23 protein-coding genes are annotated in these 21,566 nt (G+C 72.5%); 11 read left to right on the forward strand and 12 right to left on the reverse strand.

Annotation, left to right across the window (positions count from 1 at the left end; genetic code table 11):
• Nucleotides 1–4 precede the first annotated feature (4 nt).
• From OC439_RS02960 to OC439_RS02970, 3 genes are all read right to left on the reverse strand, one after another.
• A complete protein-coding gene (locus OC439_RS02960; protein ID WP_262012067.1) occupies nucleotides 5–1,108 on the reverse strand; it encodes an FUSC family protein in 1,104 nt (367 codons plus the stop codon).
• 148 nt (nucleotides 1,109–1,256) lie between these two features.
• Nucleotides 1,257–1,895, reverse strand: a complete 639-nt coding sequence (locus tag OC439_RS02965) for a response regulator (protein ID WP_262012068.1) — start codon at nucleotides 1,893–1,895, stop codon at nucleotides 1,257–1,259.
• Nucleotides 1,892–3,112, reverse strand: a complete 1,221-nt coding sequence (locus OC439_RS02970) for a sensor histidine kinase (RefSeq protein WP_262012069.1) — start codon at nucleotides 3,110–3,112, stop codon at nucleotides 1,892–1,894. The genes OC439_RS02965 and OC439_RS02970 overlap by 4 nt, the downstream gene beginning before the upstream one ends.
• Before the next feature lie 171 nt (nucleotides 3,113–3,283).
• Between OC439_RS02970 and OC439_RS02975 the strand changes: the two genes are divergently transcribed.
• Entirely contained in the window at nucleotides 3,284–4,375 is a 1,092-nt protein-coding gene (locus OC439_RS02975; protein ID WP_262012070.1) for an ABC transporter permease, read from the forward strand.
• Nucleotides 4,372–5,055 (forward strand): ABC transporter ATP-binding protein, encoded by a 684-nt coding sequence (locus tag OC439_RS02980; protein WP_262012071.1) that lies wholly within the window; start codon nucleotides 4,372–4,374, stop codon nucleotides 5,053–5,055. Before OC439_RS02975 ends, OC439_RS02980 begins: the two co-directional genes overlap by 4 nt.
• Nucleotides 5,056–5,099: 44 nt before the next feature.
• Here OC439_RS02980 and OC439_RS02985 read toward each other — a convergent pair whose 3' ends face one another.
• Nucleotides 5,100–5,678 (reverse strand): hypothetical protein, encoded by a 579-nt coding sequence (locus tag OC439_RS02985; protein ID WP_262012072.1) that lies wholly within the window; start codon nucleotides 5,676–5,678, stop codon nucleotides 5,100–5,102.
• A gap of 198 nt (nucleotides 5,679–5,876) precedes the next feature.
• Between OC439_RS02985 and OC439_RS02990 the strand changes: the two genes are divergently transcribed.
• Complete coding sequence (locus OC439_RS02990) at nucleotides 5,877–6,626, forward strand: ABC transporter ATP-binding protein (protein ID WP_262012073.1); 750 nt, start codon at nucleotides 5,877–5,879, stop codon at nucleotides 6,624–6,626.
• The gene (locus OC439_RS02995) at nucleotides 6,623–9,094 is read left to right on the forward strand and encodes an ABC transporter permease (RefSeq protein WP_262012074.1); all 2,472 of its coding nucleotides are present in this window, start codon (nucleotides 6,623–6,625) and stop codon (nucleotides 9,092–9,094) included. Before OC439_RS02990 ends, OC439_RS02995 begins: the two co-directional genes overlap by 4 nt.
• Nucleotides 9,095–9,102: 8 nt before the next feature.
• Here OC439_RS02995 and OC439_RS03000 read toward each other — a convergent pair whose 3' ends face one another.
• Both OC439_RS03000 and OC439_RS03005 read right to left on the reverse strand, forming a co-directional pair.
• A complete protein-coding gene (locus OC439_RS03000; RefSeq protein ID WP_262012075.1) occupies nucleotides 9,103–9,867 on the reverse strand; it encodes an aminoglycoside adenylyltransferase domain-containing protein in 765 nt (254 codons plus the stop codon).
• A gap of 68 nt (nucleotides 9,868–9,935) precedes the next feature.
• Nucleotides 9,936–10,145: a hypothetical protein gene (locus tag OC439_RS03005; RefSeq protein WP_262012076.1), complete on the reverse strand. Its 210-nt coding sequence runs from the start codon at nucleotides 10,143–10,145 to the stop codon at nucleotides 9,936–9,938.
• A 158-nt stretch (nucleotides 10,146–10,303) separates the two neighbouring features.
• On the opposite strand from OC439_RS03005, the gene mraY reads away from it, so the two are divergent.
• Nucleotides 10,304–11,407, forward strand: a complete 1,104-nt coding sequence (mraY, locus tag OC439_RS03010) for a phospho-N-acetylmuramoyl-pentapeptide-transferase (protein WP_262012077.1) — start codon at nucleotides 10,304–10,306, stop codon at nucleotides 11,405–11,407.
• Nucleotides 11,408–11,424: 17 nt separating this feature from the next.
• Here mraY and OC439_RS03015 read toward each other — a convergent pair whose 3' ends face one another.
• Both OC439_RS03015 and OC439_RS03020 read right to left on the reverse strand, forming a co-directional pair.
• Nucleotides 11,425–11,913 carry a MarR family transcriptional regulator gene (locus tag OC439_RS03015; protein WP_262012078.1) on the reverse strand — a complete coding sequence of 163 codons (489 nt, stop codon included), beginning with the start codon at nucleotides 11,911–11,913 and terminating at the stop codon, nucleotides 11,425–11,427.
• 8 nt (nucleotides 11,914–11,921) lie between these two features.
• Nucleotides 11,922–13,169 (reverse strand): FAD-dependent oxidoreductase, encoded by a 1,248-nt coding sequence (locus tag OC439_RS03020; RefSeq protein WP_262012079.1) that lies wholly within the window; start codon nucleotides 13,167–13,169, stop codon nucleotides 11,922–11,924.
• 91 nt (nucleotides 13,170–13,260) lie between these two features.
• On the opposite strand from OC439_RS03020, the gene OC439_RS03025 reads away from it, so the two are divergent.
• The 3 genes from OC439_RS03025 (at nucleotide 13,261) to OC439_RS03035 (ending at nucleotide 15,614) form a co-directional block, all read left to right on the forward strand.
• Complete coding sequence (locus tag OC439_RS03025) at nucleotides 13,261–13,644, forward strand: PadR family transcriptional regulator (protein ID WP_262012080.1); 384 nt, start codon at nucleotides 13,261–13,263, stop codon at nucleotides 13,642–13,644.
• Nucleotides 13,641–14,537 carry a hypothetical protein gene (locus OC439_RS03030; protein ID WP_262012081.1) on the forward strand — a complete coding sequence of 299 codons (897 nt, stop codon included), beginning with the start codon at nucleotides 13,641–13,643 and terminating at the stop codon, nucleotides 14,535–14,537. The genes OC439_RS03025 and OC439_RS03030 overlap by 4 nt, the downstream gene beginning before the upstream one ends.
• A 99-nt stretch (nucleotides 14,538–14,636) precedes the next feature.
• A complete protein-coding gene (locus OC439_RS03035) occupies nucleotides 14,637–15,614 on the forward strand; it encodes a phosphotransferase family protein (protein ID WP_262012082.1) in 978 nt (325 codons plus the stop codon).
• Here the strand turns inward: OC439_RS03035 and OC439_RS03040 are convergent.
• On the reverse strand, nucleotides 15,589–15,858 hold the full coding sequence (locus OC439_RS03040; RefSeq protein ID WP_262012083.1) for a nuclear transport factor 2 family protein: 270 nt from the start codon (nucleotides 15,856–15,858) through the stop codon (nucleotides 15,589–15,591). The two genes, OC439_RS03035 and OC439_RS03040, sit on opposite strands and share 26 nt — an antisense overlap.
• A gap of 96 nt (nucleotides 15,859–15,954) precedes the next feature.
• Here OC439_RS03040 and OC439_RS03045 point away from each other — a divergent pair, with 96 nt between their 5' ends.
• Both OC439_RS03045 and OC439_RS03050 read left to right on the forward strand, forming a co-directional pair.
• Nucleotides 15,955–16,809 (forward strand): oxidoreductase, encoded by an 855-nt coding sequence (locus OC439_RS03045; RefSeq protein ID WP_262012402.1) that lies wholly within the window; start codon nucleotides 15,955–15,957, stop codon nucleotides 16,807–16,809.
• Between the two features lie 101 nt (nucleotides 16,810–16,910).
• Nucleotides 16,911–18,125 (forward strand): MFS transporter, encoded by a 1,215-nt coding sequence (locus OC439_RS03050; RefSeq protein WP_262012403.1) that lies wholly within the window; start codon nucleotides 16,911–16,913, stop codon nucleotides 18,123–18,125.
• A gap of 70 nt (nucleotides 18,126–18,195) precedes the next feature.
• On the opposite strand, the gene OC439_RS03055 is transcribed toward OC439_RS03050, so the two are convergent.
• From OC439_RS03055 to OC439_RS03065, 3 genes are all read right to left on the reverse strand, one after another.
• Nucleotides 18,196–18,525: a cupin domain-containing protein gene (locus tag OC439_RS03055; protein ID WP_262012084.1), complete on the reverse strand. Its 330-nt coding sequence runs from the start codon at nucleotides 18,523–18,525 to the stop codon at nucleotides 18,196–18,198.
• A 98-nt stretch (nucleotides 18,526–18,623) separates the two neighbouring features.
• A complete protein-coding gene (fmdA, locus tag OC439_RS03060) occupies nucleotides 18,624–19,877 on the reverse strand; it encodes a formamidase (protein ID WP_262012085.1) in 1,254 nt (417 codons plus the stop codon).
• A gap of 21 nt (nucleotides 19,878–19,898) precedes the next feature.
• The gene (locus OC439_RS03065; protein ID WP_262012086.1) at nucleotides 19,899–20,177 is read right to left on the reverse strand and encodes an FmdB family zinc ribbon protein; all 279 of its coding nucleotides are present in this window, start codon (nucleotides 20,175–20,177) and stop codon (nucleotides 19,899–19,901) included.
• A gap of 202 nt (nucleotides 20,178–20,379) precedes the next feature.
• Between OC439_RS03065 and OC439_RS03070 the strand changes: the two genes are divergently transcribed.
• Nucleotides 20,380–21,564: a cellulose binding domain-containing protein gene (locus tag OC439_RS03070; protein ID WP_262012087.1), complete on the forward strand. Its 1,185-nt coding sequence runs from the start codon at nucleotides 20,380–20,382 to the stop codon at nucleotides 21,562–21,564.
• Nucleotides 21,565–21,566: the final 2 nt, after the last annotated feature.

Raw genomic sequence — 21,566 nt, forward strand, 5'->3', positions numbered from 1 at the left:
CTCGTCACCCCCGGGTCAGGCCGAGCGCCTCGTCGACCCGGTCCAGCACCGTCACGTCGTCGTGGCCGACCCCGCGCAGCAGGTCGATCGCGGTCGCCCGGATCTGGCCGACGATCATGGTGACCGGCAGCGGCGGATCGGTCCGCAGCAGGCCCGCGGCGATCCGGACCGCCTCCAGCGCCGCCGCGTCGGCCCGCTGCGCGTGCCGGTCGGCGTCGGCGCCGGTGAGGTCGTGGGCCATGGCCTCACCAGCCGACCGTACGGCGGAGGTCAGCGCGCCGATCGCGGCGGCCAGCTCCGGCGGCGTGGCGGTGTGCCGGCGGGTCAGGGTCACGCCGGCCCGGGCCAGCACGCGGATGTTGCGGGCGGCGTAGTCGAGCTGCCGCAGAGTGGCCTCCACCTCGGCGAGCTTGCCCAGGTGCCGGCGGCGCAGTCCCAGCCGCAGCGTCTCGCCGGTGGCGAGCACCGCGGCCTGCATCTCGGCGACGCAGTCGTCCACCTGCCGCGCCCGGTCCAGCGCGGCGCGGGCGGCGTCCTCGTCGCAGCCCTTCAGTGCCGCGTTGACCTGGTCGAGCAGGTCGGCCAGGTCGGTGTAGCTGCGCCGGGCCTGGGCCACCAGCGGTGCCAGCGGGTCGCGGGCGGCCATCAGCTGGCTGGCGGCGAGCGCCACGGCGCCGCCGATGAGCGCGTCGACGAAGCGGAACGGCATCAGCGTCCCGTTCGGCGCGGAGACCACGACCAGGTACATGGCCGAGACGCTGGCCTGCACGACCAGGGCACGTCGGGCCCCGATCACCACGAGCGTCGTGGTGGTCAGCAGCAGCACCAGCAGGACCGTCTCGGTGCCCGGGCCCAGCGCGTACACCAGCAGCTCGGCGACGAGCACGGCGGCTGCCACGGCGAGCAGGATCTCGACGGTCTGCCGCAGCCGTCGCCCGCGGGACTCGCCGAGCACGACGAGCGCGGCGGTCGGTGCGAAGAACGGGTCCGGGTGACGGATCACCAGCGCCGCCACGATCCAGGCGACCACAGCGGCGGCGGTCAGCTCGACCACTGTCATCCCGTCGCTGCGCAACCGCCCGGCGGCGTCGCGTACCCAGGTCCGCACCGGTCGTCCCCCTCTCGCCGGGCGGACCGGGACCGGCCGCCGATCGATCTTCCGCGAGGAGGCCCACTACCCCGGCCGTGACCTGCTCAATCGCTGAGCCGGCAGCCGGCGTGGCCGACGCACCGTGACGACCCGCACCTGCCCGGGGTCAGCGGCGGATGAGGCCGAGTTCGGTGGCGGTGGCGACGGCGGCGGTACGCGACTCGACACCGAGCTTGGCGTAGATGCGGGCCAGGTGGGACTTGACGGTGCCCTCGGTCAGGTGGAGCCGGGTGCCGATGCTGTGGTTCGACAGACCGTCGGCGACCAGGGCGAGTACCTCGGTCTCGCGCCGGGTCAGGGTGGTGCCCGGCGTACGCAGGCGGTTCATCAGCCGGTTCGCGACGGTGGGCGCCAGCGTGGTGCGCCCGGCGGCGGCGGTGCGGACGGCGGCGGCCAGGTCCTCGGGTGGGGCGTCCTTGAGGAGGTAGCCGGTGGCGCCGGCCTCGATGGCGGGCAGGGTGTCGGCGTCGGAGTCGTACGTGGTGACGATCAGCACACGCGGCGCCTCCGGGCGGGCGGTGATCCGGGCGGTGGCTTCGGCGCCGCCCATGCCCTTGCCGAACTGCAGGTCCATCAGCACGACGTCGATGTCGCCTGCGGCGGCGCGGGTGACGGCCTCCTCGGCGGTGGCGGCTTCGGCTACGACGACCAGGCCGGGTTCGGTTTCCAGCACGGCGCGCAGTCCGGCCCGTACGACCGGGTGGTCGTCGGCCAGGAGGAGGCGGATGGGAACGTCGTCGGTCACGGGCGGCCCTCGGGCTCGGTCCTGGTGGGCGGGGTGAGGGGAAGCTCGGCGGTCACGGCGGTGCCGTGGCCGGGCGCGGATGCGACGGCCAGGGTGCCGCCGAGGGCGGCCATGCGGGCGCGCATGGCCGCCAGGCCGAAGCCGCCGCCGTCGACGTCGGGGGCGGGCAGGTGGTCCGGGTCGAAGCCGCGCCCGTCGTCGACGACGTGAAGGACGATGCGGTCGCCGAGATGACTGAGCGTGACCTCGGCGGTGGTGGCCTGGGCGTGGCGGACCGTGTTCGCGACTGTGGACTGGGCGATGCGCAGGAGCGCCACCTCGTGGGCGGTCGGCAGCGATACGGGGTCGCCGACGAGGTGGAAGCGGGCGGTGAGGCGGTGGCGGGCGCTGGTGGTGGTGCACAGGCGTTCCAGGGCCCCGGCCAGGGTGGTGCCTTCCAGGGTTGGCGGGGTGAGCGCGGCGACGAAGCGGCGGGCCTCGGCGAGGTTGTCCACGGCGACCTGACGGGCCGCGTCGACGTGACCGGAGGCGGCACCGGGCCGGCCGGGCAGGGCGCGCTCGGCGGCGCGCAGCAGCAGCTGGATGCTCGACAGGCCCTGGGCGAGGGTGTCGTGGATCTCGCGGGCCAGACGCTCGCGCTCGGCGAGTACGCCGGCGGTGTGCTCGGCCCGGGCCAGGTCGGCCCGGGTGGCGGTGAGTTCCTCGATCAGCTGCCTGCGCTGCTCGCTCTCCCGATACAGGGCCTGGTATCCCCACACCACCCCGACGGCGACGGCGGCACCGAGCGCGGGACCGATCACCGTGGCCGGGGTGAAGGAGCCGGTGTGGGCGCCGAACCCGGCGACGGCCGCCACGGCGGTGACGATCACGGCGGCCAGGCCGGCGCGGCGCGGCAACAGGTGGAGCTGGAGGAAGTACAGCGGGAACGCCACCCAGATCGCGTCGGGGGACAGGCCCAGCAACACCAGCCACACGGCCCCGACGGCGGCCAGCCACCAGGCGGCGGCCCGCCGCGAACGCCGGATGCGGGGAAGGAGCGGCCCGATGGCGTACGCCAGACCGCACGCCACCGCCACGGCCACGATCGACCCGGCGTGCGGCCGGTCGTCGGCCACCGCCCGGCCCGCGGCCAGGACGAGCAGGCCGACGATCAGCAGGTGCAGGCACCAGGCCAGGGCTCGGGTGGTCGGGGTCAGGGCAGGGGCAGCGGTGCTCACAGTGCGTCCCACGTTACCGACGCCGGCGCCCCGAGGGCCTCTATCGAAAGTTAGAACCCGGGCGCCGTCCTTCGGCCCGCGAAGTGCCGCCCTACGCCAGACGCGCACACGGGCGCCGGCCGCGATGGTGGAGTCGTACCGCTTCCACCGCCGAAAGGACAGGCCACTGCCGTGTTCGTCGCCTGGAGAGACCTGAAGTTCGCCAAGGGACGCTTCGCCCTGATGGGGACCGTCATCGTGCTGATCACCCTGCTGGTCGGGCTGCTGTCCGGGCTGACGGCCGGACTGGGCCGGCAGAACATCTCCGCCATCACCGACCTGCCCGTCGACAGGATCGCCTTCCAGACGCCCGGCGAGGGCCAGGACGTGTCGTACTCCAACTCCACGGTCACCGAGAAGCAGTGGCGGCAGTGGGCCGAGGCCCCCGGCGTCACCGGCGCCGAACCGCTGGGCATCACCACGACCAGGGCCACCGCCGGGAACAGGAGCGCCGGGGTCTCCGCCTTCGGCGTCCAGCCCGGCTCCCGCCTGGCCCCCGACAGCGGCCGGATCGACGACCGCTCGGCGGTGCTGTCCACCAAGGCCGCCGACGACCTCGGGGTGCAGGCCGGCGACCCCGTCTCCCTGGCCGGGCAGCGACTCACGGTGGCGGCCGTACGCGGCGACGCCTCCTTCAGCCACACCCCCGTGGTGTGGATCAGCCTGGGCGTGTGGCAGAAGAGCGCGCCTCCCACCGGCACCGGTGACGGCAGCCAGACGGCCACCGTCGTCGCCCTGACCACCACCTCCGACGCCGATCCGGGAGCCACCGACCGGCAGGCGGGCACCAGGACGGTCTCCGTGGCCGACTCGCTGTCCGCGATCGGCTCCTACACCTCCGAGAACGGCTCCCTGCAGCTGATGCGCGGCTTCCTGTTCGCCATCTCCGCCCTCGTCATCGGGGCCTTCTTCACCGTCTGGACCATCCAGCGCAGCGGCGACGTCGCAGTGCTCAAGGCGCTCGGCGCCCCCACCGCCAACCTTCTCAAGGACGCCCTCGGACAGGCCGTCGTGCTGCTCACCGGCGGCACCCTGCTCGGCACCGGCATCGCCGCCGCCCTCGGCGCCCTCGTCGCCGGGTCCACGGTGCCGTTCCTCCTCACCCCGGTGACCGTCCTCCTTCCCGCGGCCGTGATCGTCGTCCTCGGCGCCCTCGGAGCCGCTCTGGCCATCCGCCGCATCACCTCCGTCGACCCGCTGACCGCCCTGGGGAGCGCCCGATGAGCCTGAACCTGTTCGACATCACCCTCACCTACCCCGACGGCGAGGGCCGCCTGACCGCCCTCGACCGCGTCAGCCTGGACGTACCCAAGGGCAGCCTGACCGCCGTGATCGGTCCCTCCGGCTCCGGCAAGTCGAGCCTCCTCGCGGTCGCCGCGACACTCATCACGCCCGACTCCGGCACCGTCACCATCGACGGCACCCCCACCACCGGATTGATGCGGAGCGAACTCGCCGACCTGCGCCGCCACAAGATCGGCATCGTCTTCCAGCAGCCCAACCTGCTGCCCTCCCTCACCGCTGCCGAGCAGCTCCAGGTCATGGCCCAGATCGACGGCCGCCCGCCGGCCGGAGCCCGTTGCCGCGCCGTGGAACTCCTCGACGCGGTCGGCCTCGCCGGCCAGGCCGACCGCCGGCCGCACCAGCTCTCCGGCGGCCAGCGCCAGCGCGTCAACATCGCCCGCGCCCTGATGAACGACCCCACCGTCCTGCTCGTCGACGAACCCACCAGCGCCCTCGACCACGAACGCGGCGCCGCCGTCATCGACCTGATCACCCGCCTCACCCACCAGCAGAGCACCGCCACCGTCCTGGTCACCCACGACCGCACGCACCTCACCGCCGTCGACCAGATCGCCGAGGTCCACGACGGCCGCCTCCACCTTCCGGCGCCGGCCCGCTGAGGTGCGGCCGACGTGAGGAGCTGACAGGTGCCGGCCTTCGCGTCTCACACGTAGTCACGCCAGAGGGGCGCGGTCACCTCGGGCTGCCGGAACTCCTGGTCGATGTAGTGGGCGAGGTCGTGGCCGTACACGATGGTGTCGGTCAGCCGGTGGATGGACAGCACGGGATGCCCGAAGGAGCCGGTGCCGGCCGGCAGGTAGCGGTGGGCGTACACGGGAATCATCCGGGGAACGTCCGCGATGAGGCGCTCCGCCTCGGCCATGCGCCGGACGAGGTCGCGCGGGCGATTGCCCCAGCCGGGCGGCCACTCGCCCTGCCGAATGTGGTCGAGAGCGGTGGTGAGCGGCCAGTCGACCTGCTCCCGCAGATCGGTGCGGTCGAGCCGGCGCCAGTTCGGCCAACCCCAACTCGCTCTGTCGGGGTGGTCGTCGCGGCCAGGTGTCCGGACTGGCAGCCCGGCCGCGAGGAAGGCGCGGTGATCGTCGGCGAACTCGAAGCCGAACCGTCGCTCGATGCCGGCGAACTCGGCGTCCGTGAGCCCGGGGTGGATGTCCACCAGGTTCAGCTGTGCCAACCGCCGAGCGGCCTCGACACCCAGTGCGACACCGGCACCATTCGTCACCCGAGGAGCGTAGCGACCCGGCCGCCGTAGCCGTGCGGAGCAATGCGCCAGTGGGCGCTGCCCAGGCCCGGAGGGCGGTGGTGGTAGTGCCTGCTGTACCCGGACTGGGCAGCCCGCTGGATGGTTGCCGTTCTCCCACGTCAATAGCGTTTCTGGTGCGCGCAGTTGCTGCCGATGACACGGAGAGAGGCCACCAGAATGGGACAGACCGTCGAGCCGGCGGTACGCGTCGAACAACTCACCCGCGTATACGGCACCGGCCGCAACCAGGTGACCGCGCTCGCGGGCGTCGATGTCGGCTTCGGCCGGGGCACCTTCACCGCGGTGATGGGGCCGTCGGGCTCCGGCAAGAGCACGCTGCTGCAGATCGCGGCCGGACTCGACCGCCCCACGGACGGCCGGGTGGTCGTCGGCGGCACCGACCTGTCCGGGCTGTCCGAGACGCGCCTGACCGAGCTGCGGCGTACCCGGATCGGGTTCGTCTTCCAGGCGTTCAACCTGATCGGCGCGCTCACCGTCGAGGAGAACATCGTGCTGCCCCTGCGCCTGGCCGGCGTCCGCCCGGACCGGGCCTGGCTGACCCACGTGGTCGAGCGGGTCGGCCTCGCCGATCGGCTGCACCACCGGCCGGCGGCGCTGTCCGGCGGTCAGCAGCAGCGGGTGGCTATCGCCCGGGCGCTTGCCACCCGCCCCGAGGTGATCTTCTCGGACGAGCCCACCGGCGCCCTCGACTCGAGGACCGCGGCGGAGGTGCTGACGCTGTTGCGCGCGGTCGTGGACGAACACGGGCAGACGGTGGTGATGGTGACCCACGATCCGATCGCCGCGTCGTACGCGGATCGGGTGCTCGTGCTGGCGGACGGTGCGATGGTCGCGGACCTCCCGCAGCTCGGCGCCGTCCGGATCGCCGAGCACCTGGCGTCGCTGGACGGGCGGGTCCTCCGATGACCGGCCTCGCCGCCCGCCTGCTGCGGCACCGCACCGGCCCCGCCGCCGCGACCCTGCTGGCCCTGATCGTCGGCGTGCTGATCCTGGTGGCGATGGGCACGCTCGTCGAATCAGGGCTGCGGTTCCGCCCGGAGCCGCGGCTCTGGGCGAGCGCCGACGTGGTCGTCGCCAACCGCACGGTCAGCCACACGTTCCGGGAGTTCGACGGCGAGACCACCACGAGCACCGTGACGCTGCCCGAGGGCGGCACTGTGGACGCCGACCTGGTGGACCGGATCCGCCGGGTGCCGGGCGTCACCGCAGTCACCGGTGACGACCGGGTGCTGATCGGCTCACCCGCCGCCGTGGGACACGGCTGGGACACGTACGTCTTCACCGGTCGTCCCCTCACCGCCGGCGCCGCACCGCAGAACGACGGCGAGGTGGTGGCCGACACCCGGCTCGGGGTGGCACCCGGCGACCGCATCGAGCTGGTCGTGGGCGGGATCGGCCGGTCGTACCGGGTGAGCGGGACCGCCGATACCGGTTCGGCCGAGGTGTTCTTCACCGACGCGCAGGCCGCGCGCCTGTCCGCCCACCCGGGCCGGGTGGACGCGATCGGCGTACGGATGGCGCCCGGCGCCGACCTCGGTGCGGTGCGCGAGATCGCGACGGCGGCCGGCGCCACGACGTACGCCGGGAAGGACCGCGGGAACGCCGAGCAGTCGGCGAACCTGGCCGCCCGGAGTCTGCTGGTCAGTGCCGGGTCGGCCTTCGGCGGGTACGTCGTCCTGCTGATCGTGTTCGTGGTGGCCGGCACCATCGGGCTGTCCGTCCGGCACCGACGGCGTGATCTGGCGTTGCTGCGCGCGGTCGCCGCCACACCGGGGCAGGTACGCCGCATGCTGGTCGCCGAGGCCGCGGTGCTCGCCCTGGCCGGCTCCGCGATCGGCGGCCCGGCCGGCCTGCTGGCGGCCCGCTGGGTGCACGGCGAACTGGTCGGGCGGGGGTTCGTGCCGGCCGGCTTCCCGATGGCGGGCGGTCTGTTCGCGGTGCCGGCCGCCATCGGTACGGCGGTCCTCGTCGCGGTGGTCGCCGCACTGATCGCCGCACGCCGGGTCACCGCCATCAAGCCGATCGAGGCGCTCGGTGAGATCGCCGTCGAACCTCGGCGCAGCGGCCCGGTACGGCTGATCGCCGGCGTGCTGACGCTGATGGCGGCCGGCAGCTCGGGGGCGTTCACGCTCGGCGCCGCCGGGTCGGCCGGGGCGCTGGCCGGCGCGGTCGGCATGCTCTACCTGTTCGTCATCGCGGTGGCGCTGCTCGCACCGCACATCAACGCGTACGCGGCACGCCTGCTCACCCCGGTGCTGCCGCGCATCTGGCGGGCCGGCGGCTACCTGGCCGCAGCCAATCTGCGGGCGAACGCGCAGGGCATGGCGACCGTCCTGACCGCCCTCGTGCTGTCCGTCGGGTTCGGCGGCTCGGTCTGGTTCCTGCAGGACAACCTGGAACGGCAGACCGCCACGCAGAGCAGCGCGGGAACCCTCGCCGAGCGGGTGCTCACCGCTCCGGGCGGACTGCCGGCGGACGCGGCGCGGGAGATCCGCGAGCTGGACGGGGTGCAGGCAGCCACCGGGGTACGCCGCACCCAGGTCGTGGTGCGGGCGCTCGGCGGCATCGAGCCGGTCGGCGCGCAATCAGTCGACCCGGCGGGCCTCACGTCGACGATGGACCTCGCTGTGCGCGAGGGCACCCTGGCCGACCTGCGCGCCGGCACCGTCGCCCTGTCCACCATGCAGGCGTCCTCGTCCGGCTGGGACGTCGGCGACAAGGCGGACCTCTGGCTGGGCGACGGCACCCCGGTCACGTTGGACGTCATCGCGATCTACGACCGTGGCCTCGGCTTCGGCGACGTCACACTGGCCGCCGGGACGGTCGCCGGGCACACGGCGGGGAACACCGTCGACGAGGTGCTGGTCCGCGGCGGCCCGGACGCCGGCACCGCGCTGGCCACGTGGGCGGCGGCACGGCCCGGCACCGAGATCCTCGACGCCGCGACCCGTACGCGCCTGCTCGGCACCGATCTGGCGCTCGGCGCCTGGCTGAACCGGCTGCTGATCGGCGTGATGGTCGGGTACGCGGCGCTGGCGGCGGCCACCACGATGGTGATGGCGGCACTGGCCCGCCGCCGCGAGCTGGCGTTGCTGCAACTCGTCGGGGTCACCCGGCGTCAGATTCGCCGGATGGTCCGGGCCGAACAGGCCGGGCTGCTCGGCACCGCGGTGCTGATCGGCGCGGCGATCGCGGTGCTGACGCTGAGCGCGATCGTCAACGGACTGACCGGCAGCCCGATCCCGTACGTGCCGCCGCTCGGGTGGGCGGCGGTGCTCGGCGGTACGGCACTGCTGGCGTTGGTGAGCACGGTGTGGCCCGTCCGGCGGCTGCTCAACGCTCCGCCGATCGACAACATCGGCCTGAAGGAGTAGGCGAGCTGTCATCGCCTGTCGGGTTCCTCGGCCAGGATGGCGCCGCTGACCTCGTGCACGAACGCCCGGACCTCGTCGAACCGGCCGGGATCGCTGTCCTGGCCGGAGTCGTACCACCAGTCGCGCGCCCAGACGATCAGGTCCGCCCATCGCGGGAGGGCGGCGGCGGTCTGCTCGGCGGCCTGCCGCTTGGACAGTTGCCGCCCGTCGCCCAGGCGCTGGTAGGCCCGGCAGAGCGTGAGCACCGCGTACGACTGGGCTCCGGGTGGGGTCATCTCGAGTACCCAGACCGGCCAGTCGCGCACGTGGTCCCGCAGAGCAGCGCGCACGAGGCCGGGTTCGACGGCGGGCAGCAGCTCGCCGGCCGGCGGTCCCAGCAGCGTACGGCCGTAGTCGCGCACGGCGACCCAGGTCACGACGCGGTGAGTGGTGGCAGGCAGCAGGTGCAGCGACTCCCCGGGACTGATCCGGGCGATCATGTGGTCCCGGCCGGGAACGGCGCGCACCGCGTCCAGTGACACGTACTCCACCTCGATCCGGCCGGCCCACAGCGGGTGCCGCCGGTCGAGGCCGGAATGCAGGTCGGCGAGGACGTCGAGGAGCTTCTCGTCCGGGTCACCGGCGAGCACCGCGAGCAGGTCGAGATCGCTGCGGTTCACGTCGAAGTCGCCGGTCACGAGCGAGCCGTGCAGGTACAGGCCGAGAAGGCTGTCCGCCAGCGTGCGGCGCCACGCCTCGCGGAGGTCGGAGAGAACCGTGTCGGGTGGGACCACCAGGTGATCCTGCGCGATGGGTCGCCGCGGGGCCACCGATAAAACCGGCCCACACCGCCGGGTCGCGACTATGTGCTCGGCGGGTTGCGGTGCCGCTCGGCGAGGCCCGACGCGACCTGCCGCTGCGCGTCGTGCCGGTGCCGGTCGGCGCGGGCCTGGTGAACCGCAGCCGAGTCCTCGTCCGACGGGCGCCTCGTCCGGTCGCGCCGGGCGACGAAGACGACGAGCGCGAGCACCACCACCACGATCACCGCGAGCGACACCAGCACCGTTCTCATGCCGTCGACGCTACGGCGTACGCGCCAGCCTCGGCGTGGTGACGGTCGGGGGGCTGCTCCGTCCGCCGCCGGATGGCAAGCTCACGAGTCGTGGTCGACGACTTCGCGAACAGCGGTGGGGACGCGGTACGAGATCCGGACCTCGTGGAGGTACGCCGGTGAGGGCCGTCATCGTCGCGGCCGCTGTCGCGTTCGTCATCTCCCTGTTCGGTACGCCGGTGGCGGTTCGCGTCTTCACCGCGCTGAAGGCCGGTCAGCCGATCCGGTCCATCGGGCTCGCCAGCAACGAGCACAAGGTGGGTACGCCCACGATGGGCGGCGTCGTCTTCATCGTGGCGACGGTCCTCGCATACGTCGCCGGGCACCTCGCCCTGACCACGCTGCCCGAACGGCAGATCGCGCAGGAGGGGCCAACCATGACGGCCCTGGTGCTGCTCGGGCTGTTCGTCTTCTGCGGCGCGGTCGGCTTCTTCGACGACATCCTCAAGGTGCGCCGGCGCAACTCCGACGGGCTGTCCGCCAAGGGCAAGCTGCTCGGCCAGGCGCTCGTCGGCGGCGGGTTCGGCGTGGCCGCGCTGTACGTGCCCAGCACCAACGGCCAGACCGTGGCCAGCGAGCACATCTCGCTCATCCGCGACATCAGCTGGCTGGACGTCGGCAAGGTCGGCGCGGTGATGGTCTTCATCTTCGTGATCACGGCGATGTCCAACGGCGTGAACCTCACCGACGGCCTCGACGGCCTCGCCACCGGCGCGTCGATCCTGGTGCTCGGCGCGTACTCGCTGATCGGCTTCTGGCAGTACCGGCACTGGTGCGCCGACGACGGGTACGCCCGCGTGAACGAGTACTGCTACCAGGTCCGCGACCCGCTGGAGATCGCCATGATCGCGGCCGCCGCGGCCGGTGCCTGCGTGGGCTTCCTGTGGTGGAACACCTCCCCGGCGCGGATCTTCATGGGTGACGTGGGGGCGCTCGGGCTGGGCGGCCTGATCGGCGGGCTCGCGGTGGTGACCCGTACGACGCTGCTCTCGATCCTGATCGCCGGGTTGTTCGTCATCATCACCACGACCTGGGTGATCCAGATCGTCTCGTACCGGACCACCGGCAGGCGCGTCTTCCGGATGGTGCCGTTGCACCACCACTTCGAACTGGCGGGCTGGAGCGAGTCCACCATCGTGGTCCGCTTCTGGATCGTGGCCGGCGTCTGCGTCGCGGCCGGCCTGGGCCTGTTCTACTCGGACTTCCTGGCGACCGTGGGATAGCGGCGGGAGACGCCGGCTCAGACGGACCGTTGCGCGGTGTCGCCGTCGCGGAGGTGATCCAACTCGGCGAGGTACATCGCCTGCAGGCGGTCGTGGTGCCGGACCAGCAGCCGGACCTCCTCGGCGCTGTAGCCCTCGACGAGCCGTCCCGCCCGCTCGGCGAAACGTTCGTACGGCCGCTCCAGGTCGGCGATCCGCTCCGGCCGTATGGTGACGACGACCCGCCGCCGGTCTGCCGGGTCGCGTTCGGTCGTCACGTAGCCGGCCTGCTGGAGCCGGCGGAGCATGCTGGTGACCGCACCGGTGGTGAGGTTGGTCCGCTCGGCGATCTGCCCCGCGGTAGCGGAGCCGATGTCCGCCAGGTAGTCGAGGCACTCCAGGTCGCTCACCGCGAGGCCCAGCCGCTCCGCGATGGCGTACCGGAACACCATGGACAGTCGCGACGTCTCCCGCCCGGCGCGCATGAGGTCGGCGATCGCGGAAGCGCGGGCCGAATCGTGGGACATGCGGGCAATCATGCCTCCGGCACGGTGACCCGGTGCAGCCGAGGTAGCACGCGGGTGAGCACCCAGTGCGGTGCGGCGGCGCCGCCGGTGAGGCGGTGCATCAGCCTCGCGGCGTTGTCGACGGCGTGGAAGGCGTACGGCACCATCTCGTTCTGGTATCGCGCGATCGCCTCCTCCACCGGTGTGCCGTTCCGCCGGGCCTCGACCAGCTTGTGGCCGAGCAGGGCGGCGTCGCGCAGCGCGGTGTTGCCGCCGTGAGCGCCGAACGGCGGCATGACGTGTACGGCGTCGCCCATCATCGTCGCCCGGGGCACCGTCCACCGGTGCGGGCGCCGGCCGGTGGCGAACAGGTTGAGCACCGTGGCGTCCAGTTCGGCCGTGTCGACCAGCCGCCGGACGAGCGGATGGAAGTCGATGCTCTTCCGGGCGGCCACGTGCCACAGCGCCCGCAGGTCCCCGCGGACGCCGGTGGGCAACTCGTCCCGCCGGAGCAGCAGTGCCCACATGACGTAGTCGTCGCCGGTGGGGGCGTAGCTGCCCGGAGCCAGGCGCGTGAACGCCTCCCGCGGGCTCTCGCCGAACCGCATCGAGGTGAAGAAGAAGGCGCTGCCCGGCCGGTCGGCGATGGCGAGGACCCCGCTGGTACGCAGCGCGTCCGGGATGACGCTCGCGCCGTCACGCCGTAGCGGCGACCGGCCGTAGATGCCGGCCATCGGGGTGTCCGCCGGGTGGGCGTCCGGCATGAGCTGCGCGCGCAGCGCCGAGCCGACGCCGTCCGCGCCCACCACGACTGTTGCCGCGGCGGCTCCGCCGTCGGAGAACCGCAACCGCAGCCCGGCCGGGCCGCCGCTGTCCACCGCGACGGCGTCCTTGCCGTAGTGGATGCGTCCGTCCAGCCCGGACTGCAGGATCGACCGCAGCGTCAGCCGGTCCACCTGACGGGTCTCGTGCGGGTCGTCCTTGAAGGTGATCGTGACGGCGTCCCGCAGCCGCCTGTCGGTGAAGCGCAGGTGCCCGCCGGGCTCGTCGCCGGTGGCCAGCGCCAGCCGGTACAGGGGCCGGGGCAGGCTCTCACGCAGTGCCGCCAGCCCGTACCGGTCGAGGATGATCCGGTATCCCTGCCGCCGGACGAAAGGGCCCGGGTCCCGCTCGTAGACGTGTACGTCGATGCCGGCGCGCGTCAGGTACTGGGCGAGACAGAGGCCGGAGAGGCCGGCTCCGGAAATCGCCACCGAGAAGTCCGTCGATGTGCTCATCCAATTACCTTAATCATTAAGATGATTTGGGCAAGGGTCACTGTGAACAGTCACCTTGGACGGATACTCAAGTAGGATGTATATTCGGTTCATGGGATCGGCATCGCGTTCCGCGCTACGGGAACCGTCGTACTTCGTCCTCGCGGCCCTGCTCGGCGGGCCGCTCCACGGTTACGCCGTGATCAAGCGGGTGACCGAGCTGTCCGACGGGCGGGTGACCCTCGCCGCCGGATCGCTGTACTCGGTGATCGACCGGCTGCTCGGCGAGGGCCTCGTCACCGCCGACGGTGAGGAGATCGTCAACGGGCGTGCCCGTCGCTACTACCGGCTCACCGACGAGGGCTGTCGCGTACTCACCGAAGAGGCCGACCGGCTCGCCCAGGCCGCCCGGGTGGTCATGGACCGCCTGCCAGGCCGGGTCGCATCGCAGGCAAGTGCCCGTCACCCTTCCACCGTGAGGATCAGACCCGCATGACTTCCGATGTCCTGGAGAAGCGTTACCGCATGCTGCTGCGGGCCTACCCGGCCGGCTACCGCCGCGACCGCGCCGACGAACTGCTCGACACGTTGATCGGTGACGAACCCACCACCCGTCGCTGGCCCAGCGCCCGGGAGGCGGCCTCGCTCGTCCAGGGCGGCCTGCGGGTGTACGGCGGCAGCACCGCCGCCCGTCCCACCGCCGTGTTGTTCTGGCAGGGCCTCCACCTCGGCGCCCTGGCGGTGCTGGCGCTTGGAGTCCTCATCGGCCTGGACGACCTCGTCGAGGCGTTCCAGTACGGCGGGCTCACGGACCCGCTGACCGTCCTGCGCTACCAGGGCGTCCACGAGGTCGTGCTGACCGCCGCGCTGGTGGCGCTCGTCGCGGGCCGTACCCGCACCGCCGCCGTCCTGGCGGTGACCGCGGCGGTGGTGCCGAGCCTGATCTCGCCGTACCTGTTCCTCAACGGCCTGCCGCAGTGGTGGGCGCCGGTCGTCGCCGCGCCGCTGATCGTGCTGGGCCTGCGGCGCCCGGCGGACGTGCCGCCGGCGCCCCGGGCCAACGCCGTCCTGGTCACCGCCGGCATTCTCGCCCTGCATCTCATCCCCGCGGGTGGCCTCCGCATGGTCGACGCGGGTCCGCGGATCGTCGCCGCCGCCCTGGTGATCGCCGGGGTGGGCGCCTTCCTGTGGGTGGCGACGGCCGACCAGCGCCTGCTGATCGCCGTCGTCCCCACCCTGCTGCTGGGCACGCTGCACCAGCTGGACAACGCCGGGTTGACGGGGGAACTGCTGCGCCGGCCGGACGCCCTGCCGTCCCTGGTCGTCGCGGTCCTCATGGCTGTCGTCGCGATCGTGTCGACGCGGCAGCGGCAGCGCACCCGCGCCTGATCGGCGGGCGGGCGGTGGCGCACCGGACGGCCGTCAACTCGGTTGTGTGCCGCTGCCCGGCCTGGCAGCCTGGCTGCCTCGGCCTGACGAGAGGCGACCATGACTCGGACCTTCCTGCAACCGGACGACCTGCACGACCTCGTGTCGGACCAGTTCGGCTCCGACCGGCGCCTCGCCGTCCTGGACCGACTGACAGGCGGCACCAAGAAGGGCGTCTACCGGCTCCGGCTGGACGACCGGACGACCGTGATGCTGTACGTGTGGGCCGCGGCCGAGAACTACTGGCCTCCGTCACCGGTAGTCCCGGACGACCCGTTCACGGATGCATCGGGCGCCGATCTCTTCGCCGCCGCCCACGCGGCGCTCACGGCGGCGGGTGTGCGCGTACCGCGTCTGATGATGATCGACCGGGACGGCCGGCACCTCGACGCCGACATCGCGCTCGTCGAGGACGCCGGCGCGCTCCGGCTCGAGGCGTTACTGGAAGATGATCCGGCCACCGCCGCCACGCCGCTGTCCGCGCTCGGCGACGCCCTGCGCCGCATGCACACCGCCTTCGGCCCGCACTACGGCAAGGTCGCGGCCGTCGCCCGAGGTGAGGCATCCCAGACGCGGCGGACCGAGGACGTGATCGTCGACCGCGCGCTCGGCCACCTCGACGCGGCAGCGGCCCGCGACGCCCGGCTGGCCGATGCCCATCACCGGATCACCGCCCACGTAAGCCGTCTCAGGAGCGCGGTCGCCCCGCGCGAGGAGTACGGGCTGGTGCACGGCGAACTCGGGCCGGATCACGTGCTCGTCACACCCGCCGGTGAGGCCGTCATGATCGATTTCGAAGGGCTGACGTATTTCGACGTCGAGTGGGACCATGCCTGGCTGCAGATGCGTTTCGACGAGGCCTACTCAGCGCTGCGTCCGGTCGATCTCGATCCCCACCGGCTGGAGCTCTACCGGTACGCGCAGACCCTGTCCCTGATCGAAGGGCCACTACGGATCGCGGACACCGACTTCCCGGACCGCAAGTGGATGCTGGACCTCGCCGAGTGGAACATCACCAGGGCGCTCGCCGCGATCTGACGGCAGCCTCAGCCACCCGGGTCATCGTCTGCCGGCCGGATCGGTGCACGTGCAGGTCGTCCTGCTTGGAGTAGAGGCGGCCGTCGGGCCCGCTGAACACGAGGCGGTCGTCGATCAACCGATCCAGCGCCGCGACGTCGGAGGACAGTTGGGCACGTTGAAGGCGCCGTTCGGCGGCGCGTAGGGTCTCGACCCCGGCGACGTCAGTGCCGTCGTTCCTTACGGGGAACGCATCGTCGTTCACTGTAGATAAGTTAACAGTGATCTCCGGGGATCGGTATCGGGCAGATGACCGGCTGTGCAGGCCAGCGGGGATGGCTAGTTTCGCCCGGTGCCCACCATGATTACTGCCGCGTCCGCAGGCACCTGGACGCTCGGCGACCTGACCGTCAACCGGATCGGATTCGGCGCGATGCGCCTGACCGGCAAGGGCGGTGCGGCGAGCGACCGCGAACGCGTCATCGGCGTGCTGCGCCGGGCGGTCGAGCTCGGGGTCAACCACATCGACACGGCGGCGTTCTACTTCTCCCCGCTGCGATCGGCCAACGAGATCATCAACACCGCGCTCTCGCCGTACGCAGACGAACTGGTCATCACCACGAAGGTCGGGCCGGGCCGCGATCCCTCCGGGGAGTGGCTGCCGCTCGCCCGGCCCGACCAGCTACGCGGACAGGTCGAGGAGAACCTGCGCCAGCTCGGCCGCGACCACCTGGACGTCGTCAACCTGCGCCAGAACGGGCTGGAGTCGGTCGCGGAGCACTTCGGCGCGCTGGCCGACCTGCGCGACGCCGGCCTCATCCGGCATCTCGGCCTGTCGAACATCCGCCCGCAGCACCTCGCGCAGGCACAGGCGATCGCCCCGGTGGTCTGCGTGCAGAACCCGTACGGCGTCGACACCCGACGCGGGCACGACCAGTTCGTGCGCGCCTGCGGGGAGCAGGGCATCGCCTTCGTGCCGTTCTTCGCGATCGCCGGCGCCGGACGTGAGGCCGGTGGCGTGTCCGGCAACGAGGCGGTCGCGGCCGTCGCCCGGGCCCACGGCGCGACGCCGGCGCAGGTACGGATCGCGTGGACCCTCAGCCGCGGGCCGCACATGCTCGCCATCCCCGGTACGGGCGACCCCGACCATCTGGTCGAGAACCTGGCCGCCGGGGCGCTGCGCCTGTCGCCCGAGGAACTGGCCGGCCTCGACTAGCGGCGCCCCGCCACCGGTCCACGACCCTCGACGGAAGGTCTCACCCTTTGCGTGCAGCCGTCACCTCCCACTCCACACCTCCGCCGCGCAGTTCCTGGCCCTTGGCTCGGGGACTCGTCCCCGAGCGCGGCCCTCGGCGCGTCCTGGCCGTCGCGACCTTCGTCAACATGGTGGGAATCGGCGTCTTCATGACCAGCGCCGTGCTCTTCTTCACCCGCTCCGTCGGGCTTCCCCTCGCGCAGGTGGCCCTGGGGATGGGCATCGCGGCTCTGGTCGGGATGCTCGCCGGGATCCCGACGGGGCATCTCGCCGATCGGCGGGGCCCACGCGAGATCTACCTGCTGACGCTTGTCGTCCGGGCCGCCACCACGGCCGCCCTCGTCTTCGTCCACACGTTCTGGCCGTTCGTCGTCCTGGTCTGCCTCAACCAACTCGCCCAATCAGCCGGCGGGGCCTCTCGCGGCCCGCTGGTGCGCGGCTTCGGCGGCACGAACCTGTCCCGGTACCGCGCCTATCTGCGTTCGGTCGCCAACCTCGCCGGAGCCTGCGGAGCCCTCGTCGCCGGCGCCGCGGTGCAACTGGACACCCGCGCCGCCTACCTGACCCTGATCGCCGGCAACGCCGTCTGCTTCGTGGCCTGTGCCGCCGTCATCACCCGGCTGCCCTCACTGCCGCCCATCGCGGTGCCCCGCACGAGCGGACGCTGGATCGCCCTGAAGGACAAGCCCTTCATGGCGGTCACCGTGCTCGACGCCGTCATGGGAATCCAGGGCCAGGTGCTCGTCTTCGCGCTGCCGGTATGGATCATCTCGCGCACCGACGCGCCGCGCTGGTTCGTCGGGGTGGCCGTGCTCGTCAACACCGCGCTCGTGGCGGCGCTTCAGGTCCGGGCGAGCCGGGGGATCGACACCGGCCCGGCGGCCGGCCGGGCCATGCGTCGCTCCGGGTTGGCGTTCCTGCTGGGGATGGCCCTGATCGCCGCCACGTCGACGATGCCCGGATGGCTCGCCGTGGCGTTGATGACGCTGGGAGTCGCCGCGCACACGGTAGGCGAGCTGTGGCACACGGCGGGCTCGCTCGAGTTGCAGTTCCTCCTCGCGCCCGCACACGCGCAGGGGCAGTACACGGGAGTCGCCGGGCTCGGCGCGGGCCTGGCCAACGTCGCCGCCCCCTCCATCCTGGGTCTGCTCTGCATCGCCTGGGGCGCACCGGGCTGGCTGCTGATGGGCGCCGTCTTCGTCGCGGTCGGTCTGGCCGCCCCGGCGGTCGTCCGATGGGGCGAACGGACGCGTCCGGACCTGGCGGAGGCTGTCTAGGCCCGGTTCGCGCCACTGCCCACGACCGGCCGCCCGGGGCGGGCGCCGGATGCCCCCGGGGGCCGGGTCGTCAGCGCTTGGCGACGGTGAGCAGCACCGCCGAGTCTTCGAGCGCCTCCAACGTGTGCCGGCGGTCCGGCACGATCAGCAGATCGCCGGGTGCGCCGTCCCAGGACGTCTCGCCGGCGCCGAGCCGGACCCGCCCGTGCAGGACGTGGACGGTGGCCTCGCCGGGGTTCTCGTGCTCGCCGAGCATCTGCCCGGCGGTCAGCGCGATCATCGTCTGGCGGAGCCTGTGCTCGTGACCGCCGTAGACGGTGGAGCTGCTGCGGCCGCTGGAGGAGGCGTGCGCGAGCTTCAGCTGTTCGCGGGCCAGTGCGGTCAGGGATGACTTCTGCATGAGGTGTCCCCTCTCCTCGTCGCGCCGGGCAGGACGGTCATCCGCGAACCGTAGCGTGGTCGCCCGTCGCCGGACCACCGGCCTTCAGGGTCACCTGCTCACGGCATGGTGGCCTTCGGGGCGCCCTTGCCCGGGTCGATCCGGGTCGGACCGGCGGCCGAGGGGCGGATGTCGAAGTCGAAGATCTCGGTGGGCAGGTAGACGGTCGCGCAGGAGTTGGGGATGTCCACCACGCCGGAGAGCCGGCCCTCGATCGGTGCGGCACCGAGCAGCAGGTACGCCTGTTCCGGCTGGTAGCCGAAGCGGGTCAGGTAGTCGATGGCGTGCAGGCAGGCGCGCTGGTAGGCGAGTTGCGAGTCGAGGTAGCGCTGTTCGCCGTCGAGGGTGACCGAGAGCCCGGAGAAGGCCAGCCACTGGCTGAACTGCGGCGGGGTGTCGCCCGGGATGAAGATCGTGTTCTCGGCGACGCCGTACGTCTGCATGCCGTTCTTGATCACGTCGACGTGCAGGTCGACGAAGCCGCCCATCTCGATGGCGCCGCAGAAGGTGATCTCTCCGTCGCCCTGGGAGAAGTGCAGGTCGCCGAGGGACAGGTTGGCTCCCGGTACGAACACCGGGTAGAAGACCCGGCTGCCGACGGTGAAGTTCTTGATGTCCTGGTTCCCGCCGTTCTCCCGGGGCGGAGCGGTTCGCGCCGCCTCCGCGGCCACCCGGTCGAAGTCGGCGCCGGTGAGGCTGCCGAGGATCGCGTCCTGCGGCTCGGGAGGTAGGGCCAGCGGCGGCACCCGGTCGGGCGCGGTGGCGATCAATGCCCCCTCCCGCTGGTTCCAGGTCGCGAGCAGCGACGCGGACGGGGCGGTGCCCATCAGTCCCGGGTGGGATATCCCGGTGAACGAGACGCCGGGGATGTGCCGGGAGGTGGCCTTGCGGCCGGTGAAGTCCCAGACCGCCTTGTAGGCGTCGGGGAACTGCTCGGTCAGGAAGCCGCCGCCGTTGCCGGTGGGGAAGATGCCCGTGTAACCCCAGCCCTGGCCGGCCAGCGGACCGGACTCCTGGGGGATCGGGCCCATGTCGAGGATGTCGACCATGAGCAGGTCGCCCGGCTCGGCGCCCTCGACGGCGAACGGGCCGCTGAGAGCGTGCACCCGGGTCAGCGGAGCGTCCCGGATGTCCTCGGCGGAGTCGTCGTTGTGGATCGCGCCGTCGAACCACTCGCGGCAGTGGACACGGAACGACTGTCCGGGCCGTACCGTCGCCACGGGCGGGACGTCGGGATGCCAGCGGTTGTGCCCGACCTTCTCCTGGTCGGTGAACCTCTTCGTGGAGTCGAGAGAGAACAGCAGTTCAGGCACGGCGTTGAGCCCTTCTCGTGGTCACCATCGGGGCAGGCGGGCGTGGGCCGGGTTCGTCGAGCGGCGCGCCGGGCGACGGCCGGGCACCCGCCCGACCACCTCCGGCTGTTCCGCGCTGCGCTCGGTCCGGTCCACGGCCTCGCGCAGCGCCGCCGGCATGCGGGCGAGCCGCGGCGCGGAGAACACCCGTGTCGCCGGCTGTCCGCACCGGGGGCAGCTCGTCGACGGGCCCGCGGTGCCGATCGGCATCACGACGTCGAAGCTGCCGTCCTGCGGGCAGCGGTACTCGAAGGTGGCCATCGCCGCTTCCCGTCCAGCCGCTCGTGCGTGCGGTGGCCGTTCCGCAGCGGCTCACCCTGTCGTCCCGATTGTGGCTGATTGCTGACATAAGCGGCGCAAAACGATGAATCAGGCAGAGGTTGCGCCCCGCGACGGGCTGCCGCGCCGACCGAGGCGTGGGATACGTTGGCGATCATCGATGTATTGGCGGCATCGTCGACGTATGGCTGCCGTCTCGTCGTCCTCGCTGTTCCGCCGCCTGCGGCCGGGTCTGCCGGCCGCCGTCGTGCTGTCCGCCGCCGTGCTCGGCAGCGCACTGATCGCCGTGCCGTCGGCCGGCGCCGGCACCGCGTACCCCGCTGCCGCGCCGGCGCCCGGCGGCGTGGCGGTGCCCGCCGCGGACCCGACCGGGACCGTCTCGCCGCCCACGTCGACGCCCAGCACGCCCGAACCGCCCAGCACCACGCCGTTCCCGCCGAGCCCGCCCACGAACCTGACCGCCACCCAGGTGCGGACCACCTCGGTCACCCTCACCTGGACGGCCGCCACGCGCGGCTGCTGCCCCGTCGTCGGGTACGACATCACCTACTACCAGGCGTTCGACGACGTGATCTACAGCCTCAGCCTCGGCGACGTCACCACCGCCACGATCACCAACTACATCCAGCCGGGCCGGCAGTACTCGTTCCGGGTGTCGGCCCGCGACGGCGACGGCCGCCGCTCGGCCGCCACCGACACGCTGACGGTGGTCACCCCGGTGACTGACACCGGCCCGGACACCACCCCGCCGAGCGCCCCGCAGAACCTCACAGTCGGCGAGGTCACCGGCTCCGCCGCCACGCTGTCCTGGGCGCCGTCGACGGACAACGTCGGCGTGCTCGGGTACAACGTCTACCGGTTCGACGGCTGGTTCACCTCGACGCTCGTCGCCACCGTGCCGGGGACCACGTACACCGGGCCGCTGCCCCCGTCGACGCCGTTGCGCACCCTGTACTACGTGCGGGCCCGGGACGCCGCCGGCAACGTGTCGATCGCCTCCAACACGGTCACCGTGCCCACGACGTCCACTCCGCCGCCACCGCCGCCCTCGACCTGCCGGGTGACCTACCGGAACCAGTCCGAGTGGGCCGGTGGCTTCGTGGCCACGGTGACGGTGCAGAACACCGGGACGGCGCCGGTCGACGGCTGGATCGTCACGTTCGGATTCCCCGGCGACCAGCAGGTCACCAACGCCTGGAACGCCACAGTCGGGCAGACCGGCGCCACAGTGACCGCCCGCAACGTCGACTGGAACCGGGTCATCGCGCCGAACGGATCCGCGACCTTCGGCTTCCAGGGCCGGTGGGGCGCCAGCGACGCGCCGCCGACCGCGTTCTCGCTCAACGGCGCCCCGTGCACCGTCGGCTGAGA

The organism is Micromonospora sp. Mcm103 (genome assembly GCF_024519755.1).
Classification (GTDB): domain Bacteria; phylum Actinomycetota; class Actinomycetes; order Mycobacteriales; family Micromonosporaceae; genus Micromonospora; species Micromonospora aurantiaca.

Excerpts from the sequence above, each read along its gene's own strand:
- OC439_RS02980 (WP_262012071.1), top strand. The coding sequence starts at position 4,372 with ATGAGCCTGAACCTGTTCGACATCACCCTCACCTACCCCGACGGCGAG.
- OC439_RS02990 (WP_262012073.1), top strand. The coding sequence starts at position 5,877 with ATGGGACAGACCGTCGAGCCGGCGGTACGCGTCGAACAACTCACCCGC.
- OC439_RS02995 (WP_262012074.1), top strand. The coding sequence starts at position 6,623 with ATGACCGGCCTCGCCGCCCGCCTGCTGCGGCACCGCACCGGCCCCGCC.
- OC439_RS03005 (WP_262012076.1), bottom strand. The coding sequence starts at position 10,145 with ATGAGAACGGTGCTGGTGTCGCTCGCGGTGATCGTGGTGGTGGTGCTC.
- OC439_RS03015 (WP_262012078.1), bottom strand. The coding sequence starts at position 11,913 with ATGTCCCACGATTCGGCCCGCGCTTCCGCGATCGCCGACCTCATGCGC.
- OC439_RS03020 (WP_262012079.1), bottom strand. The coding sequence starts at position 13,169 with ATGAGCACATCGACGGACTTCTCGGTGGCGATTTCCGGAGCCGGCCTC.
- OC439_RS03025 (WP_262012080.1), top strand. The coding sequence starts at position 13,261 with ATGGGATCGGCATCGCGTTCCGCGCTACGGGAACCGTCGTACTTCGTC.
- OC439_RS03030 (WP_262012081.1), top strand. The coding sequence starts at position 13,641 with ATGACTTCCGATGTCCTGGAGAAGCGTTACCGCATGCTGCTGCGGGCC.
- OC439_RS03035 (WP_262012082.1), top strand. The coding sequence starts at position 14,637 with ATGACTCGGACCTTCCTGCAACCGGACGACCTGCACGACCTCGTGTCG.
- OC439_RS03045 (WP_262012402.1), top strand. The coding sequence starts at position 15,955 with ATGATTACTGCCGCGTCCGCAGGCACCTGGACGCTCGGCGACCTGACC.
- OC439_RS03055 (WP_262012084.1), bottom strand. The coding sequence starts at position 18,525 with ATGCAGAAGTCATCCCTGACCGCACTGGCCCGCGAACAGCTGAAGCTC.
- OC439_RS03065 (WP_262012086.1), bottom strand. The coding sequence starts at position 20,177 with ATGGCCACCTTCGAGTACCGCTGCCCGCAGGACGGCAGCTTCGACGTC.
- OC439_RS03070 (WP_262012087.1), top strand. The coding sequence starts at position 20,380 with ATGGCTGCCGTCTCGTCGTCCTCGCTGTTCCGCCGCCTGCGGCCGGGT.